This is a genomic window from Streptomyces sp. NPDC088400, assembly GCF_044753355.1.
Classification (GTDB): domain Bacteria; phylum Actinomycetota; class Actinomycetes; order Streptomycetales; family Streptomycetaceae; genus Streptomyces.
The window spans coordinates 472,649-489,913 of sequence record NZ_JBIVMZ010000005.1; the positions used below are offsets into that span (position 1 = coordinate 472,649).

Annotated in this window: 14 protein-coding genes; 10 read left to right on the plus strand and 4 right to left on the minus strand. The window is 69.1% G+C overall.

Going from position 1 to position 17,265, the window contains the following annotated elements; translation table 11 throughout:
* Positions 1–78 precede the first annotated feature (78 nt).
* Both ACIQD6_RS16195 and ACIQD6_RS16200 read left to right on the plus strand, forming a co-directional pair.
* Positions 79–1,530: a lysine N(6)-hydroxylase/L-ornithine N(5)-oxygenase family protein gene (locus ACIQD6_RS16195; protein ID WP_401882720.1), complete on the plus strand. Its 1,452-nt coding sequence runs from the start codon at positions 79–81 to the stop codon at positions 1,528–1,530.
* A complete protein-coding gene (locus ACIQD6_RS16200) occupies positions 1,527–3,524 on the plus strand; it encodes an IucA/IucC family protein (protein WP_401882723.1) in 1,998 nt (665 codons plus the stop codon). Before ACIQD6_RS16195 ends, ACIQD6_RS16200 begins: the two co-directional genes overlap by 4 nt.
* A gap of 46 nt (positions 3,525–3,570) precedes the next feature.
* Here the strand turns inward: ACIQD6_RS16200 and ACIQD6_RS16205 are convergent, their stop codons facing one another.
* From ACIQD6_RS16205 to ACIQD6_RS16215, 3 genes are all read right to left on the minus strand, one after another.
* Positions 3,571–4,548, minus strand: a complete 978-nt coding sequence (locus ACIQD6_RS16205; protein ID WP_401882726.1) for an ABC transporter substrate-binding protein — start codon at positions 4,546–4,548, stop codon at positions 3,571–3,573.
* Between the two features lie 253 nt (positions 4,549–4,801).
* Entirely contained in the window at positions 4,802–5,722 is a 921-nt protein-coding gene (locus ACIQD6_RS16210; protein WP_401882728.1) for a hypothetical protein, read from the minus strand.
* 184 nt (positions 5,723–5,906) lie between these two features.
* Positions 5,907–7,058, minus strand: a complete 1,152-nt coding sequence (locus ACIQD6_RS16215; RefSeq protein ID WP_401882731.1) for an ROK family protein — start codon at positions 7,056–7,058, stop codon at positions 5,907–5,909.
* A 382-nt stretch (positions 7,059–7,440) separates the two neighbouring features.
* On the opposite strand from ACIQD6_RS16215, the gene ACIQD6_RS16220 reads away from it, so the two are divergent.
* The 8 genes from ACIQD6_RS16220 (at position 7,441) to ACIQD6_RS16255 (ending at position 15,965) form a co-directional block, all read left to right on the plus strand.
* Positions 7,441–8,463 carry a carbohydrate ABC transporter permease gene (locus ACIQD6_RS16220; RefSeq protein ID WP_401882734.1) on the plus strand — a complete coding sequence of 341 codons (1,023 nt, stop codon included), beginning with the start codon at positions 7,441–7,443 and terminating at the stop codon, positions 8,461–8,463.
* Complete coding sequence (locus ACIQD6_RS16225) at positions 8,463–8,660, plus strand: hypothetical protein (RefSeq protein ID WP_401882737.1); 198 nt, start codon at positions 8,463–8,465, stop codon at positions 8,658–8,660. Before ACIQD6_RS16220 ends, ACIQD6_RS16225 begins: the two co-directional genes overlap by 1 nt.
* Positions 8,648–9,598: a carbohydrate ABC transporter permease gene (locus ACIQD6_RS16230; protein WP_401882740.1), complete on the plus strand. Its 951-nt coding sequence runs from the start codon at positions 8,648–8,650 to the stop codon at positions 9,596–9,598. Before ACIQD6_RS16225 ends, ACIQD6_RS16230 begins: the two co-directional genes overlap by 13 nt.
* Positions 9,599–9,718: 120 nt before the next feature.
* On the plus strand, positions 9,719–11,032 hold the full coding sequence (locus ACIQD6_RS16235; protein WP_401882905.1) for an ABC transporter substrate-binding protein: 1,314 nt from the start codon (positions 9,719–9,721) through the stop codon (positions 11,030–11,032).
* 133 nt (positions 11,033–11,165) lie between these two features.
* Positions 11,166–12,362: a Gfo/Idh/MocA family protein gene (locus tag ACIQD6_RS16240; protein ID WP_401882743.1), complete on the plus strand. Its 1,197-nt coding sequence runs from the start codon at positions 11,166–11,168 to the stop codon at positions 12,360–12,362.
* Positions 12,363–12,537: 175 nt separating this feature from the next.
* Positions 12,538–13,647 (plus strand): PucR family transcriptional regulator, encoded by a 1,110-nt coding sequence (locus ACIQD6_RS16245; protein WP_401882745.1) that lies wholly within the window; start codon positions 12,538–12,540, stop codon positions 13,645–13,647.
* Between the two features lie 172 nt (positions 13,648–13,819).
* Positions 13,820–14,335 (plus strand): hypothetical protein, encoded by a 516-nt coding sequence (locus ACIQD6_RS16250; RefSeq protein WP_401882747.1) that lies wholly within the window; start codon positions 13,820–13,822, stop codon positions 14,333–14,335.
* A gap of 124 nt (positions 14,336–14,459) precedes the next feature.
* On the plus strand, positions 14,460–15,965 hold the full coding sequence (locus ACIQD6_RS16255) for a flotillin family protein (protein ID WP_401882749.1): 1,506 nt from the start codon (positions 14,460–14,462) through the stop codon (positions 15,963–15,965).
* A 134-nt stretch (positions 15,966–16,099) separates the two neighbouring features.
* Here ACIQD6_RS16255 and ACIQD6_RS16260 read toward each other — a convergent pair whose 3' ends face one another.
* On the minus strand, positions 16,100–17,146 hold the full coding sequence (locus ACIQD6_RS16260; protein WP_401882752.1) for a transcriptional regulator: 1,047 nt from the start codon (positions 17,144–17,146) through the stop codon (positions 16,100–16,102).
* Positions 17,147–17,265: the final 119 nt, after the last annotated feature.

Below are 17,265 nucleotides of genomic sequence, written 5' to 3' on the forward strand. Positions count from 1 at the left end.
CTCCGATGGCGTGGATGTCCCTGCCCAGTCCGTGTCCGGCCACATGGATGTTCCCAACCCCCTCGCGGAGGACCAGCGGTGACGACCGAACACCAGCGAACGCACCAGCGGCCGCCGGCGCACGAGCACGAGATCTATGACGTGGTGGGCGTCGGCATCGGGCCGTTCAACCTCTCGCTGGCCGCGCTCTCCGACGGGGCGCCCGACCTCCGTACCCTCTTCCTCGACGCCAAGCCGGCCTTCTCCTGGCACCCGGGACTGCTCCTTGAAGGAACGGTCCTGCAAGTGCCCTTCCTCGCCGACCTGGTGACGATGGCGGACCCGACCAGCCGCTGGTCGTACCTCAACTACCTGCGGGAACACGACCGGATGTTCCCGTTCTTCTTCTCGGAGCGGTTCCACATACCGCGCCGCGAATACGACCACTACTGCCGCTGGGTCGCCGAGCGGCTGCCGTCCTGCCGCTTCGACGCGCGGGTCACGGAGCTGGAGTGGGACGCGAGCGCCGACGCGTTCGCCGTCACCCACCGCTCGGCGGACGGCACCACCGTGTCGCGCGTGCTGGCGCGGCAGATCGTCCTCGGTGTCGGTACGAGCCCGGTCGTGCCGGAACCGCTGCGCCCGCTGCTCACCCCCGCGCACGCGGGGCGCGTCCTGCACAGCGCCGACTACCGCACCCACCGGGCGGGCCTCGCCGGCCTCGACGATGTCACGGTCCTGGGAGCCGGCCAGTCCGGCGCCGAGGTCGCGCTCGACCTGCTGCGCCACCAGGACGGCGGCGGCGAGGGCGGCCCGTACGTCCGCTGGCTGGCCCGTACGCCCGCCTTCGCGCCGATGGAGTACTCCAAGATCGGGCTGGAGCATTTCACGCCCGACTACATCCGGTACTTCCGCGCCCTGCCGGAGGAACGGCGCGAGCAGCTCGTACGGGAGCAGTGGCAGCTGTACAAGGGCGTCAGCGAGGAGACGCTGGGCGAGATACACGACGAGCTGTACGAGCGGACCATCGGCGGCACGGAGCCGCGCGCCGCGCTCCACCCGGGCGTGGCGGTCGAGCGAGTCGAGGTCCTTCCTGGCAGCGACAGCGGCAGCGGCAGCGGCAGCGGCAGCGACAACGGTGTTGGTGTTGGTGTTGGTGGCAGCGGCGGTTATCTGCTGACCTGCCGGCACACGCAACAGGACGAACTGTTCGAGGTCCGTACGTCCGCGATCGTCGCGGCCACGGGGTACGCGGCGGTGCGCCCGCCCTTCCTGGACCCCCTCGCGAAGCTGGTGGACTGGGACGACAAGGGCCGCTACCGGATCGACGGTGACTACCGGGTCGCGCTCGATCCGACGGTGTCCGGCGCGCTGTACGTCCAGAACGCCGAGCTGCACACCCACGGCGTCAGCGCCCCCGACCTCACGCTGGGCGCGTGGCGTGCCGCGACGATCCTGAACGCGGCGGCGGGGCGGACGGTGCTACGGGTGCCGGAACGCGCGGCATGGACGACGTTCGGTTCGCCGGCACTCCGAGGAGAGCCCCGATGAAGTACCCCACCCGCAACGCCCCTGACGCCCGCGACGCCTGTGTCGTCAGTGATACCTGGGCCCAGGCGGGCAGGCGCCTGCTGGTCAAGGCCGTTGAGGAGTTCGCGTACGAGGAGCTGCTCGTCCCTGTTCCGGACGTCCCTGTTCCGGACGTCCCCGTACCGGGCGGCCCCGTTGACCGTACCCCCGCTCCCCCTCCCCCCGTCCCCACCCCCAACCCCACCGCCCCCGCCTCCGCTGGCCCCGTCCCCTATCGGCTCGACCTCGGTGGCGGCGTCCGCTGGACCTTCCGCGCGACCCGTGGTCCCTTTGCCGCCTGGCGCGTCGAGCCCGGCTCCCTGCGGCGGCATCCCGATGCCCCGTACGGCCAGGAGGCCGGTCCCGAGCGGCTGTTGCTGGACGCCCGCGCGACCCTCGGCTGGGACGGGCCCACCACCGCCGAGGCGCTGCGCGAGCTGACCGCCACCCGGAGTGCCCAGGCCGAGGCGATCGGGCGCGCGCTGCCCGCCGCCGACCTCGCCGATCTCGGCCATCTCGACCTGGAGGCATACCAGGACGGCCATCCCGCGATGCTCCTGAACAAGGGCCGGCTAGGCTTCTCCGCGTCCGACGCCGCCGCGTACGCGCCCGAGTCCGCCCGTGCCATACGCCTGACATGGGTGGCCGTGCACACCGATCTCGCCGCCTACTCGGGGGTCCCGGGACTGGACGCCGAGCAGTTGCTGGCGGAGGAGTTGGACCTCCACACACGGATACGGTTCAGCGCGGCCCTCGACCAGGCCTGTGCGCACAGCGGGCTTCCCGCCGATGAATTCGTCTGGCTCCCTGTCCACCCCTTTCACTGGGACGAGGCCGTCGCTCCCCTGTTCGCGCCCTACATCGCCGACAGCCGCCTCGTGCTGCTCGGCCAGAGCGCCGACCGCTACCGCCCCCTTCAGTCCATCCGTACGCTCGCCAACCTGGACCATCCGCGCCGTCGCAACGTAAAGCTGCCCCTGCTCATCCGTAACACTCTGCGATGGCGTGGACTCGCCACCGAGGCGACCGAGGCCGCTCCCGATGTGAGTGCCTGGCTGCACGCGGTGCGCGACGGTGACCCGTACCTCCGTGACGAGTTGCGTTTCCATCCGCTCGGCGAGGTCGCCGCCGTCGCGGTCGGTCATCCGTTGTACGAGTCCGTCAAGGACGCGCCGTACCGCTACCACGAACTGCTCGGCGCGGTCTGGCGCGAGCCCGTCACCGCCCAGCTGCGTGAGCGTGAGCGGGCCCGCACGATGGCGTCGTTGCTCACGACCGGTTCCGACGGGCGCACGCTCACCGAGGAGTTGGTGGCGCGCTCGGGGCTGTCGGGCACCGCCTGGCTGAGCCGGTTCCTGGGCGCGCTGCTGCCCGGACTGCTGCACTACCTCTACCGGTACGGGGTCGCCTTCCGGCCGCACGGCGAGAACACCGTCGTCCTCTTCGACAGACGCGAGTTCCCGGTCGGTGTCGCTGTCAAGGACGTCGCGGAGGACGTGAGTCTCCTCCCCGGTACGTATCCCGAGCGCACGGGCCTGTCGGAGCGGGCGGACCGCGTACTGCCGCGCCGGCCGGCCCCCGAGCTGGCGCACTCGCTGCTCAGCGCGGTCTTCTCCGGGCACTTCCGGTTCTTCGCGCCGCTGGCCGCCGAGCATCTGGGCGTGCCGGAAGGGGAGTTCTGGGGCCTGGTGCGGGCCGAGGTCGAGCGTTACCACGGCCGTTTCCCCGAACTGGCGCACCGCATCGCGCCGTTCGGCCTGCTCGCCCCGTCCTTCCCTCGCGTCGCCCTCAACCGCGAGCAGCTGCTGGGCCGCGACTTCCACGACCGTACGGAGCGGGGACACGACCGTACGGAGCGGGGCCACGACGGTACGGCGCGAGGCCACGACCGTACGGAACAGGGCGAGGACTTCGGTGTCGTGCGCGGTACGGTCGCCAACCCGCTTGCCCGGCGGACCGCCCGCCCCGCTCGCTGAGTACCCGGCCGTCTCCGCGTTGGTGACCGTCGGGCTCAGACAGGCCCTACCGCGTGGCCGAGGTGTGGCTCTTCTCCACCGCGTCCAGGATCTTGCCCGCGCCGGTGTATCCGGTGCCGAGCATCCACAGGTTGTCGTCGACCTTGAAGGCCGTTCCCTTCTTCACCGCGTTCAGCTTCTTCCACAGCGGACCGCCCACCGTGTCGGTCTCCTTGGCCTTCTTCGCGTCGCCGTAGGTGGAGTAGAAGATGACGTCCGCGTCGGCCTTGTCGATCTGTTCCGGGCTGACGTCGAGTGAGAAGCCGGTCTTGTCCTGGTTGGCGGGCCGGCCGACCTGGAGGTCCTTGTAGATGGACCCGACGAACGTGTCGTTCAGGTAGAGGCGGGTGTCCGCGCCCTCCACGAACCGTACGAAGCCGAACGTGGTCTTCTTCGCCTCGGCGGGCCCGCCCAGCGCCTCGGTCACCCGCTTGACGTGCGCGCTGTAGTCGGAGACGACCTTCTTCGCCTCGGTCTTCCTGCCGAGGGCGTCGGCGTGCAGTTCGAAGTTGTCGCGCCAGGCCGGCCCGGTGGTGTCGGAGAAGACGGTCGGGGCGATCTCCGACAGCGCCGGGTAGCTCTTCGCGTCGCGGACCTTGCTGCTCAGGATCAGGTCCGGCTTCAGCGCGGCGATCGCTTCGAGATTCGGCTCGCCGATCAGCCCGACGGGCTTGATGCCCTTCAACTCGGCCTCGGGGAGGTACGTGGAGACGGGGGCCTTGTCGGCAACGGTGGTGGCGCCGACCGGCGTTACGCCGAGGGTGACGGCCGAGTCGAGCGCGTCGGTGTCGAGCACGACGACCCGCTTCGGCGCGTCCTGGACCTTCACCTCGCCCATGACCGTCTTGACCGTGTGGCTCGCGGCCCCGCCGACCGCCCCCTTGTCCGCGGCGTCTTCGCTGTCGCCGCCGCACGCGGTGAGGGAGAGGGTGAACGCGGTCGCCGCGGTCGCCAGGGTGATGCGGCGGGTGAAGGTACTGGACACGTGGAGAGGCCTCCCTGACGGCAGCCCGGATCTTCCGGGAGTAAGTAAGGCAAACCTAATCTTGTTGCTGCCTGGGCAACAAGTCACGTTCGGATTAAGGGGCGTGGGGAGGCGGGGCTGTGTGCGGGAGGTACGGGAGTGCGGAGTGCGGACCGGCTCAGACTCTGTGCCGGTCCGCGCCGTCGTACGCCGTCGTACGCCGTGCCCGTCATGTACGCCGTGCTCGTCACGTACTTCGCGTACGCGCTGTATGTCAGAGGCCGTAGCGGCTCTTGAGGTGGCGCCAGAAGTCCCGGTACATCCACTTGTCGAACTCGGTGATCTGGGTGGCGCTTCCCGCCTTCATGATGAAGCCGCCGACGCCGGTCGGCGACCAGTCGTAGAAGTCGTCCAGCCCGTAGGTGTGCCCGATCTCGTGCTCAAGGATGTGGATGTCCTCCTGGTTGCGCGCGCCGACCATGTACTCGCTGCCGATCCGCTGCCCCCAGTCACCGCCCGCGCCGCCCTGGAAGCCCTTGGTCAGCCACAGCGACTGGTCGTAGTGGCGGGCGGAACCGCCGGGACACTTGCTGTAGTTGCCGTCCTGGTGGAAGAAGCGCCCGCAGTCGGGGGCGCATTGAGGGGCGCCTCCGCCGTCGAGGTTGTTGGTGTAGACGTCGACCGAGTTGTCGGTCCACTGGAGGGTCGAGCGGTTCTTGACCGCCCAGCCGACGATATTGACCGGGACTTCCCTGTACGGGAAGCCGTCGAAGCCCGCGACCGTGTCGATCCACTTCTTGGACTGGCGCTTGAGGGCGGTGTGGATCTCGTCCCGCAACTGGGCGCTGACCGGTTGGTCGGACTCCCACCGGACGCAGTAGTTGAGGGTGCCCTTGTTGGCCATCAGCTGGTCCCAGCCGTAGTTCTTGAAGCCGTAGAGGTTGGGGTACGTCGACTCGACGTGCTTCCAGACCTCGTTCAGCGGCTGCACCAGATTGCTCGGCGGGTTCCAGACCTCGGCGGGGGCTGCCGCCGTCCGCGCCGAGGCGGGTACGGACGCGGCCGCCGTGGACGCGGCCGGTGCGGAGGTGGTGACCGGTGCGGAGGTGGCCGGCGCGGTGAAGCCGATGACGGACAGCGCTCCGGTCGCGGCGGCGATCACGGCCGTACGGAGCGGGCGTAAGGACAAGGACATGGCGACTCTGCTCTCTTCCGGGAGTGGGGGGTGCGAAGCGACACGTCGACCGACGTGCGATGTGTCGACCGACACATCGCCCGACACATCGACCGACACGTCGGCTCGCGACAGCAGGTCGCCGCCGCTCGCCGAAAGGTTGCCGTCCCGGCTGTCGCCGCCGCCCGCGATGAGGCAGAACCCGTCAGTCCTTGGGCGCGCCCAGGACCAGGATCTGAATGGCCAACACCGCCGCGCCTCGTGCCCAGTCGTTGAAGTCGGAGATCTTGGTCTCCATGGCGACCGGGTCGGCGAGCGGATGGCGGTTCGCGTGGAGGGCGGACCGGATGGCCGGGCCCGCCACGTCGACCAGGCCGACCCCCTCCCCGGCGAGGAGGATCTTCTCGGGCATCGCGAAGTTGGCGATCTGGGCCACGACGGTTCCCAGCGCGCGGCCCGCCTCCGCCACCACCCGGGCGGCCATCGGGTCGCCCGCGGCGGCGAGGGTGAGGATCTCGTCGTACGTGTGGTCACGGCCGGTGGCCGCCCGGACCTGGTAGCGGATGCTCGGGATGGCGAGCAGCGAGACGACGCTGCCCCGGTCGCCGTCCGGCGTGAGCGGGCCGTGGGGGTCGATGATCCAGCGCCGGCCGATGCCCCGGCTGTCGTCGGGCGTACGGACCAACTGGCCGCCGATGACCAGTCCGTACCCGATACCCGCACCGATGGTGAGGACGGCGAAGCGGTCGAGGCCGCGCCCGGCGCCGAACCAGGCCTCCGCCTCGACCAGCGCCGCGACATCGTTCTCGACCACGACGGGGAGGGCGGTGCGCTGTTCGAGGAGTTCGGCGAAGGGGACGTTCTCCCAGCCCAGGAAGGGGGAGGCGACGACTCCGGTACGGCCCTGGACATGGCCGCCCACGCCGACGCCGATGCCGGCCAGGCGGGGGAAGGAGAGGGCGAAGTCCTCGGTCATGGTGTGGAGGAGGGCGGCGACATCGTCCGGGACGTGGGTGTGGAGCGGCAGGGTCCGGGTGGCCACGATGTCGCTCTTGAGGGTCGTGACCACCCCGTACACCGCATCCTCGGTGATCTTGAAACCCACGAAATAGCGGGAGTCGGCGACGATGTCCAGCGGCTGCGACGGGCGGCCCTGGCGGGTGGTGACCGTGACCGGCGCCGGGTCCTCGACCAGCAGGCCGGACTCGATCAGCGGTTTGGTCAGCCGGGTGAGGCTGCCGGCCGACAGGTTCAGCTTTCTGGCGATCTCGGTGCGCGAGACCGGGCCATGGGTCAACACCTCGATGGCCACCGCGCGTTCGGCGGGGCTCAGCGGCGCCCAACTGGCAGCAAGCATGCTCACGTTCCCTGCCTCTACTTCTACCTCTGCCCCTGCCCCTGCCCCTGCCTCTGTCCCTGCGTCCATGGACATGACGGTGCTCCCCTGCATCGTATCCAGGGCTGGCCGACCACTTTATTTTATGGCAGAAGTAATGTCACTCCTTACCCGTGGTGACCGTCAGCAGGTCGATTGAGGCGCACTTGCCGGGAAAATCTCCGTAATCCCGATTGATCCGCGAACTTCTGGCAGTGAGTTCACTCTTCGTGATCGAAAGAGTTGAGAAGAGTTCGGGTGAGTGTGGAAGAGGTCGAATGTGTGCACATCTCTTGACGCGCCGATTCTTTCACGTCGAAAGTAAATGCACCCGAGGACGAGTCATGGACAAGGGAGTCTCATGATGACTGTCGCCTCAAGCAGTGCACCGTCGCGCCCACCCGCACCAGCGCCCGGCGCGAAGGCGAGTGCGAGAAGGGCGAGTAAGCGAACGGCGAGCGCGCGAACGGCGAAGAACGGACAGCGCGGAGCGGTCCGGGAACGTGACGGCGGCGGTCGCGGGGACGGCGCCCTGGCGGCGGTCTTCATCGCTCCGGCCATGCTCGGCTTCCTGGTGTTCCTGCTCTGGCCCACCCTGCGCGGTGTCTATCTCAGCTTCACCCGCTACAACCTGCTCACCCCTGCCGAGTGGGTGGGCCTGGACAACTACCGCCGGATGGTCCACGACCCCATCTTCTGGCGGGCGTTGCGCGTCACCGTCGAGTACGTCTTCATCAACATCGGCGTACAGACGGCGGCGGCCCTGTGCATCGCCGTACTGATGCAGCGGCTGACCAAGTCCTCCTTCCTGCGCGGTCTCGTGCTCACGCCGTACCTCGTCTCGAACGTTGTCGCGGGCGTGGTGTTCCTGTGGATCCTGGACACCCAGACGGGGATCGGCAACGAGATCATCGGTGCGCTGGGCTTCGACCGCATCGCCTTCCTGACCAGCGAGGAATGGGTCATCCCCAGCGTCGCGATGATCAACGTATGGCGGCACGTCGGCTACACGGCGCTGCTGCTCTTCGCCGGGCTCCAGGCGATACCGGGCGATGTGTACGAGGCGGCGCGCGTGGACGGGGCCGGTGAGCTGCGGACGTTCTGGCGGATCTCGCTGCCGCTGCTGAGGCCGGTGCTGGCGGTCGTACTGATCATGACGGTCATCGGGTCGTTCCAGGTCTTCGACACCGTGGCGGTGGCCACCACCGGCCCCGGCGGGCCGGCGAACGCCAGCAATGTGCTCCAGCTGTACATCTACGACTCGGCGTTCGGGCGGTTCCAGTTCGGCTACGCGTCCGCGATGTCCGTCGCGCTGCTGGCCGTGCTGAGCGTGATCACCATGATCCAGTACCGGGTCACCCGGGCCGGCGAAACGGACCTCGGCTGATGCGCGGGCAGGAGCGGGAGCCGGAGCAGGAACGGGAGCAGGAGTACGCGTACGAGTGCGAGTACCGCGAGCGGGAGTACGAGCAGACACGCGAGCAGCAGTACGAGCAGCAGTACGAACAGCCGCGCGAGTGGACGTACGACTGTGAGTTCAGGGACGAGCGGAAGCGCGAAGGAGCCGTGTCATGGCCGTACTGACCCCCGCGCGGGCCGACGACGACGCCCCCGCGCCCCCACCCGCCGTCGGCAGGCCGGTCCGGCGCCGCCCCTCGCCCGGCCGGGTGGTGGCCTGGGCGGTGATGACCGTGATCATCCTGATGACCCTGCTGCCCTTCTACTGGATCGTGCGTACCGCGCTGTCCTCCAACAACGCCCTCACCGCCGATCCGTCCTCCCCGCTGCCCGTCGACTTCGGCTGGGGCGGTTTCGAGCGGGTCTTCGGCATGCAGAGCACGGAAGAGGCCCTGGCCGAGGGCGGTTCGGGTGCCTCGATCGACTTCTGGCGTTATCTGATCAACTCGACGGTCGTCGCGACCATGGTGACGGTCTGTCAGATTCTGTTCTCCGCCATGGCCGCGTACGCCTTCGCCCGGCTGCGCTGGCGGGGCAGGGACCGGGTGTTCGGGCTCTTCCTCGCCGGACTGATGGTGCCGACGATCTTCACGCTGCTGCCGAACTTCGTCCTGATCAAGGAACTCGGCCTGGTGGACACCCTGGCCGGGATCGCCCTGCCAACCATGTTCATGACCCCGTTCGCGGTCTTCTTCCTCCGGCAGTTCTTCATGAACCTGCCCAGGGAGATGGAGGAGGCGGCCCTGCTGGACGGCGCGGGCAAGGTCCGGATCTTCTTCCGGCTCTCCCTGCCCATGGCGTCCGCGCCGGTCACCACCCTCGCCGTCCTCACGTACATCACGGCCTGGAACGACTACTTCTGGCCGCTCATGGTCTCGTACAGCGAGAGTTCCCGGGTGCTCACCGTGGCCCTGTCCATCTTCCGGTCGCAGACCCCGCAGGCCGGTACGGACTGGTCGGGGCTGATGGCCGCGACGCTGGTCGCCGCGCTGCCGATGCTCGCTCTCTTCGGCGTCTTCGCCCGGCGGATCGTCAACTCCATCGGCTTCAGCGGTCTCAAGTAGGAAGTGAGGAACGGTGCGGTGATACGTGGTGCGGTAATACGCGGTGCGGTAATACGCGGTGCGGTGATACGCGGCAGGATCTCCACCCGAGGCCTGGCCACGCTGGTCGGTGCCGTCTCGATGTCCCTCCTCGCCGTCGGCTGCGGGTCGCAGGGCTCGTCGTCCGTGGCGTCGTCCAGGACCGTCACGTACTGGCTCTGGGACTCCAACCAACTCCCGCTCTACGAGGAATGCGCCACGGGATTCGAGAAGCGGAACCCGGGCGTCAAGGTCAAGATCATCCAGAACGGCTGGGAGGACTACTGGAACAAGCTCACGGCCAGCATGATCGCGGGCACCGAACCGGACGTCTTCACCAACCACATCACGAAGTTCGCGCAGTTCGTCGGCCTGAACGCGCTCGCCCCGCTGGACGAACTGCCTGCGACCGAGGGGATCAGGGACGCCGACTACCAGGACGGCCTCGCGTCGTCCTGGATGGGCCAGGACGGCCACCGCTACGGCGCCCCGAAGGACTGGGACACCGTCGCCATGTTCTACAACAAGAAGATGGCGAAGGACGCGGGGGTCTCCGCCGGGACGCTCAACAGCCTCTCCTGGAACCCGTCCGACGGCGGCACCTTCGAGAAGACCCTCGCCCGGCTCACCGTCGACACCAAGGGGCGGCGGGGCGACGAGCCCGGCTTCGACAAGCACCACGTCAAGACGTACGGACTGGCCACCAACGACGCGGGTGAGGCCGACGGCCAGACCCAGTGGAGCGCCTTCACCGGCTCGGCGGGCTGGAAGTACACCGACAAGAAGGCGTGGGGGACGCACTACAACTACGACCAGAAGGCCTTCCAGTCCACGATCGAGTGGTACTACGGCCTTGCCGAGAAAGGCTATCTGGCCCCCTACGAGAACTTCTCCGAGTCCAACGGCCCCGAGACCCAACTCGGCTCCGGCCAGGCGGCGATCGGCCTGCAGGGCTCATGGATGACGAAGACCATCTACGGCATGAAGGGCCTCGACCCGGGCATCGCCCTGACCCCCGTCGGACCGTCCGGCCACCGCGCGACCATGATGAACGGCCTCGCCGACTCCCTCACCAAACGCGGCGCGAAGAAGGCCGCCGCCCAGAAGTGGGTGGCGTACCTGGCCTCCGACGCCTGTCAGACGAGCGTCGGCAAGCAGGGCATCGTCTTCCCCGCCTCGAAGGCCGGTACGGCCACGGCCATCGCCGCGTACAGGAAGGAGGGCATCGACGTCACGGCCTTCACCAAGCCCGTCGCCGACAGGACGACGTTCTCGTTTCCGATCACCAACTACGCGGCCGATGTGGCGGCGCTGATGAGGCCCGCGATGCAGGACGTGTATGCGAACGGCAAGCCGGTGGGCAGTCTCAGTACGACCAACCGGCAGATCAACCTCATTCTGTCCCAGGGCGATTGAGCGGAACACACGCCCGCACCGGCGTCAGCGTGGCCCCGCCGGACATCAGGCACCGCCCCCGTACCTCGTACCGCCCCCCCGTACCTCGTACCGCCCCCCCCGTACCTCGTACCGCCCACACGAAAGGTGTTCCATGTCCTTCTCCCTTGCCATCGTCGGTGCCGGGCAGTTCGCCGGGCAGTTCGCCAAGCTCTGGCGGCTCCACCCGGGCGTGGGCGACATCTTCGCCACCGACCTGCTCCCGGAGCGGGCCGACCGGCTCGCCGCCGACCACGACCTCGCGGGGACGCTCCCCTCCTTCGACGCCGTACTCGACTCCGATGTCGACGCGGTCGCCGTCTTCACCCAGCGCTGGACCCACGGGCCGCTCGTCGTCCGGGCCCTGCGCGCAGGGAAGCACGTGTACTCGGCGGTGCCGATGGCGGTCACCCGGGACGAGATCGCGGCCATCATCGAGGCCGTACGGGAGACCGGCCTGACGTACATGATGGGCGAGACCAGCCACTACAACCCGGCCACCGTCTACGCCCGAGACCAGATCGCCGCAGGTGCCTTCGGCCGGCTCTTCTACGCCGAGGGCGACTACGTCCACGACATGGACCTCGGCTTCTACGAGGCGTACCAGTACAGCGGCGGCGAGGCGTGGAAGTCCACCGCCAGCTATCCGCCCCTGCTCTACCCGACCCACTCGGTCGGCGGCGTGCTCGGCGCCTGGCAGACGCACGCGGTGAGCGTCTCCGCGATCGGGGTCAAGGACCAGCGGGGGGACGGGGTCTTCGACAAGGAAGTCAGCCAGTTCGACAACGACTTCTCCAACGCCACGGCGCTGTTCGAGGTCGCGGGCGGCGGATCGTTCCGTACGAACGAGTTCCGGCGGGTCGGTTACCCCTCGCAGATCCGGGAGTCGCGCTTCCGCTTCTTCGGTACGGAAGCGAGCTTCGAGCAGCTCGCCACCGTCAGCCACTGGCAGGACAAGGAGGGGGTCAAGGACGTCACCGAACACCTGGAGCCCAAGCGCGCTCTCTCCCCCGACGACCCGTCCCTGGCCCATGTGGCGCCCGCGCTGCGCGACGCCTTCACCTCCGGGTCGGCGCCGGTCCACGACCGCTCCCGGCTCCCCGAGGAGTTCAGGAACGTCACCAACGGCCACGAGGGCAGCCACCACTTCCTCGCCGACGACTTCGTGACGGCGGTCAACACGGGCACGCTGCCCCCGGTGAACGCCTGGCTCGCGGCCCGCTACACCCTGCCGGGCATCGTCGCGCACGAGTCCGCGCTGAAGGGCGGCGAACGTCTGGACATCCCGGACTTCGGGGATGCCCCGGCCTGAGGCCGGACCTGTCCGGCCCGTACTGCTCGCGGCGGCGCCTGCGTCGCGGCCCTCTGCTGTACTCCTGTACGAGGATTCCCATGTCACGGGAGTTCCGGTACGAGACGCCCGGGGAGCGAAGCGTGGGGCAGGGGCGCGGCCACGGGAACGGGCGCGGGCACGGACGGGAGCGGGCGTGACAGGGCACGGTCAGGGTCAGGGGAGCGGGCACGGTCAGGAGAGCGGGCACGGGATACCCGACGGGTATCTGGACGGGTACGCCCGCATACTCGCGGCGGTCGCCTCCACCGGCCGCCGGCTCACCCGGGAGGAACTGCTCGCCCGCCGCGAACTCGGTGAGCAGGCCGCCGAAGCCGGGTTCGGGCTGCGCGCGCTGGTCGGCGCGCATCTCGCCGGGGCCCGTGTCCACTGGCCCTCCGGCGCCTCCGGGGCCGACGCGGCCGACCGTGTGCTCGCCGCCGTCGAACAGGCCGTCGACGCGTTCGCCGAGGGGTACGAGCGGGCGCAGCGTCTCGCCGTACGCCAGGAGGCCGCCGCGCGGCGGGAGTTCATCGACGACCTGCTGTACGGGCGCAGTGATCCGGGGCGGCTGGCGGAGCGGGCCGAACGGTTCGGGCTGCGGCTCTCGTACGAGCACGCCGTGGCGGTCGCCGAGGGCACGGTCCCGTACGACGAGGAGGATGCCGTACCGCGGTCCGTGGAGCAGGCGCTGCTCGGCCGGTTCGGGGACCGCAGCGTTCTGCTCACCACGAAGGCCGGCCGGCTGGTGTGCGTCGCTCCGGGGGACCAGGGGGAGGTGCTGGCGTATTTCGCGAAGCGGGCGTTCGCGGCCACGGACGGCGGCCGGGTCGGCATCGGCCGCCCGCAGCCGGGACCTGGCGGGGTCGTGCGGTCGTACGAGGAGGCGCTGAACGTGCTCGACCTCGCCGAGCGGCTCGGCATGGACGAGCCCGTACTGCGCGCGGCGGACCTGCTCGTCTATCCGGTTCTCACCCGCGACCGGCACGCCATGACGGAACTCGTCCTGAGCACGCTCGGCCCGCTGGAGGCGGCGCGCGGCGGCGCCGTGCCGCTCATCGAGACGCTGACCGCGTATTTCGACGCGGGGTGTGTGGCGGCGGAGGCGGCGCGGCGGCTGTCGTTGAGCGTGCGGGCCCTGACGTACCGCCTGGAGCGGATCCACCGGCTCACCGGCGCGGACCCCGCCGATCCGGTGCACCGCTACACGCTGCAAACAGCCGTGATCGGGGCGAGGTTGCTGGACTGGCCGGAGAAGCCGTTCTGACGTGTGTGACGTGGGGGATTTCCGCCCTTCCGGGCGGTTGGGGGCGGATGGTGCCGATCGGGCATCAAGAACGCGTCAAGACTGCCGGGTTACGGCAATGTTCACTGTCGTAGGCGGGTGGCAGTATGGCTTCTGAGCGAGGAAGTCAGCGGCGACGGGGGAGGTTTGTCCGGTGACCTTGTTTCTTGGTGTCGGCATCGCGGGGATCGTGCTGCTCGTCCTGTCGCTGGTTTTCGACGGGGTGCTCGAAGGGCTTTTCGGCGGGGGCGGGGTGCTGGACGGGCTGTTCGACGGCCTGTTGTCACTGCCGGTGATCGCCGGGTTCGTGTCGATGCTCGGCTTCAGCGCCGCGATCGTCCTGGGCACCACGCGTCTCGGCACCGGCCCGGCCGTCGTCACGGGGGTGGCGGCCGGGCTCGGAGCGGGCTGGCTGACATGGAAGTTCAGCCGGATGCTGATGCGCGACCAGACGGTGGCCACCCCACGGGGGGATGACCTGGTGGGCACGGCGGGCACCGTGGTCACGGCGATACCGGCGTCCGGCTACGGCGAGGTGCTGCTGCGGCTGGGCGGCCAGCCGGTGAAGTACGCCGCGAAGAGCGCACAGCCGGTGGAGTACGGCGCGGAGATCTGGGTGGAGCGGACGCTGTCCGCCAGCTCGGTCTCGGTGCGCCTCGTCGAGCGCTGACCAGGGCTCGCCTGCTTGCCTGCTCGCGCGGTCGCACTTTCCGCACCTGGCCGTATGTGGCCGTATCTGCCGTGGGTGCGGACGGTCCCCGCTCACCACACGAACCGATTCGGGGAGAGAGCATATGAGTCCAGTAGTCATCGCCGTGCTGGGGGTCGTCGTCCTCGTCGTCCTGCTGGCGCTGGTCGTCGTCACGCGGTACAAGGTCGCGGGGCCCAGTGAGGCGTTCATCGTCACCGGACGGCGCGGCAAGCAGTCGACCGACCCGGACACCGGCCGGGTGTCCACCGACAACAGCGGCCAGAAGGTCGTGGTGGGTGGCGGCGTGTTCGTCGTCCCGTTCGTACAGCAGAAGTTCACGCTGGACCTGTCCAGCCGGCACATTCCGGTCGCCGTTCGGGGCGCGGTCACACTGCGCGGGGTGAAGGCCAACCTCGAAGGTGTCGCCATCGTCAAGGTCGGCGGTACGGAGGACTCGATCCGGGCCGCGGCGCAGCGGTTCCTCCAGCAGCAGGGCGGCATCGTCGGCTTCACCCAGGAAGTGCTGTCGGGCGCGCTGCGTTCCATCGTCGGCCGGATGTCGGTGGAGGACATCATCCGGGACCGCGCGGCCTTCGCCGGGCAGGTCGCGGAGGAGGCCGAGGCGAGCCTGTCCGGGCAGGGGCTGGTGCTGGACGCGTTCCAGATCCAGGACATCAGCACCGAGGGCTCGTACCTGGAGGACCTCGGGCGTCCCGAGGCCGCGCGGGCCAAGCAGGAGGCCGACATCGCGGAGGCGGTGGCGCGTCGCGCCGCCGAGCAGGCGCGGCTGAAGGCCGAGGAAGAGATCGCGATCGCGCAGCGGACCTTCAACCTGAAGCAGGCCGAGATCAAGGCCGAGACGGACAAGGCCGCGGCGGGCGCGGACGCCGCGGGCCCGCTGGCCCAGGCGGCGCGGGAGCAGGACGTCCTCAGCGAGCAGGAGAAGGTCGCCGAGCGCCGGGCCGCGCTGACGGACCGCGAACTGGACACGAAGGTCCGTAAGCCCGCCGACGCCGCCCGTTACCAGGCCGAGCAGGAGGCCGAAGCGCGGCGCATCGCCCTGGTCAAGCAGGCGGAGGCCGACGCCGAACGGGCCCGTCTCACCGGTGAGGGCGAGAAGGCGCACCGCGCCGCGCTCGCCGAGGCCGTACGGATCGAGGGCGAGGCGGAGGCCGACGCGATCGGCGCGAAGGGTGCCGCGGAGGCGGACGCGATGCACAAGAAGGCCGACGCGTTCGCGCGCTACGGCGACGCGGCCGTCCTCCAGATGCTGGTCGAGGTGCTGCCGTCGGTCGTGGCGAAGGCGTCCGAGCCGTTGAGCGCGGTGGACAAGATGACGGTGATCTCCACGGACGGCGCCGGGCAGTTGGCACGTACGGTCGCCGACAATGTCGCCCAGGGGGTCGAACTGCTCAGCTCCACAACGGGAGTTGACCTCGCCGAACTGCTGAAGGGCATGACGGCGGGCAAGACGGGCGGGGTCAGTGCCTCCGGCGGGTCCGGCGCTGCGGCTGTTCCGGCCCCGGCGGCGAATGCCGACGCGGGCGCGGGCACAGGCGCGGGCGCCAACTCCGGTGCGTCCAACGGTCGCATCGAGGTCACGGACTGATCCGCTGAAGTGAGCAGTTGAAGCGAGCAGTTGAAGCGAGCAACGGCGCGTGGGGCCGGGTCGGTGGAGAACCGACCCGGCCCCACGTGTGTTGTCCGCTGTTGTCCGCGATGACGGACTGTCCCGTACGGCTCTCATTTCGCGGAAGCGCTCCCAGAACGCTCGATGACCTGCCGGGCTATGGGGTTCGACCGGTAACGGGACAGCAGGGAAGGAATCCTGGCGATCTGTTGGTCGATCTGACCGGAATGCATTCCTGGATAAGCATCCAGCGCCTTGTCCCACGAGGCGCAAGCCGCCTCCAGATGTCCCACTTCCAGTTGCCGTTCGGCCAGCATCGCGCCGAACTTGATTTCCGACCTCCTGCTGTCGGTGGAGTCCCGCAGGGGAAAATGGTCCTGAAGGGATTCGACGCTCCCCTTCACATCGCCCAGCGCGTGCCGGACTTCCGATGTGGCATACGCCAACGTCGCTGAGCTGAACCCGCCGAATGTCCCGAGTCCGCTTTCCGCCTGGTTCACCGCGCGTTCCGCCTCGCGCAGACTGGTCAGGGCGTTTGCCCGCTCACCTGCCAGGGCGTACGCGTGTGCCTGCTGCCCGGCAAGAAACGCGCGCATGCGGGGGCTGGACTCGGGGGATGCTTCCGCCGCGGCGTTCGCGAGCCGTACCGCCGGGGTGCCGTGGCCAAGATTCGCGGCCTGTACCGACATGCCCCGTAGGACACGGCAGTAGGTCAGCTGGTCGCCACTCGCCCCCGCGAGCTCCAGACTCTTTGCGTAATACTGTTGTGCTCGGCCGTGAACTCCTTCATCCACCGCCATCCATCCGGTCAGATAGCAGAGCAAGGAAGCGGCGGACATCATCGATGTGCGGGTTTCCCTTGACGCGCTTGCCTTCAAGTACGGGCTGACTGTGTTGACGAGGAAAGCGGCGGCCATCGGGTGGGCATACCGGCCGCCGAATTCGTCATCGAGGTCTGAGAGGCGATCGGTCATCGCCGAAACTGCCTGAACCTCGGCCTGGCCGATGCGTCTGTGCGGGTCGGCCCTGATCGCTTCCATTTTGCCGACCACATCAGGCCATTCAGGGATCGTGAGCGCCACGGAGAACAACCCCGCTCCGAGCACGCCGCGACGGGACGGATCCATACCAAGCCTTCCCGGATCGATCAGATTTTCCACGGGTACCGGCGGGTTGTCTCAACTGATCGGGGAGCGACGGGAGGCCCGCCTCGCTCCGCGCGAGTGTACTGCTTTGAGTGACCATTCGGTTGCCCAGTGCGAATGCGGCGGCTTCGAGG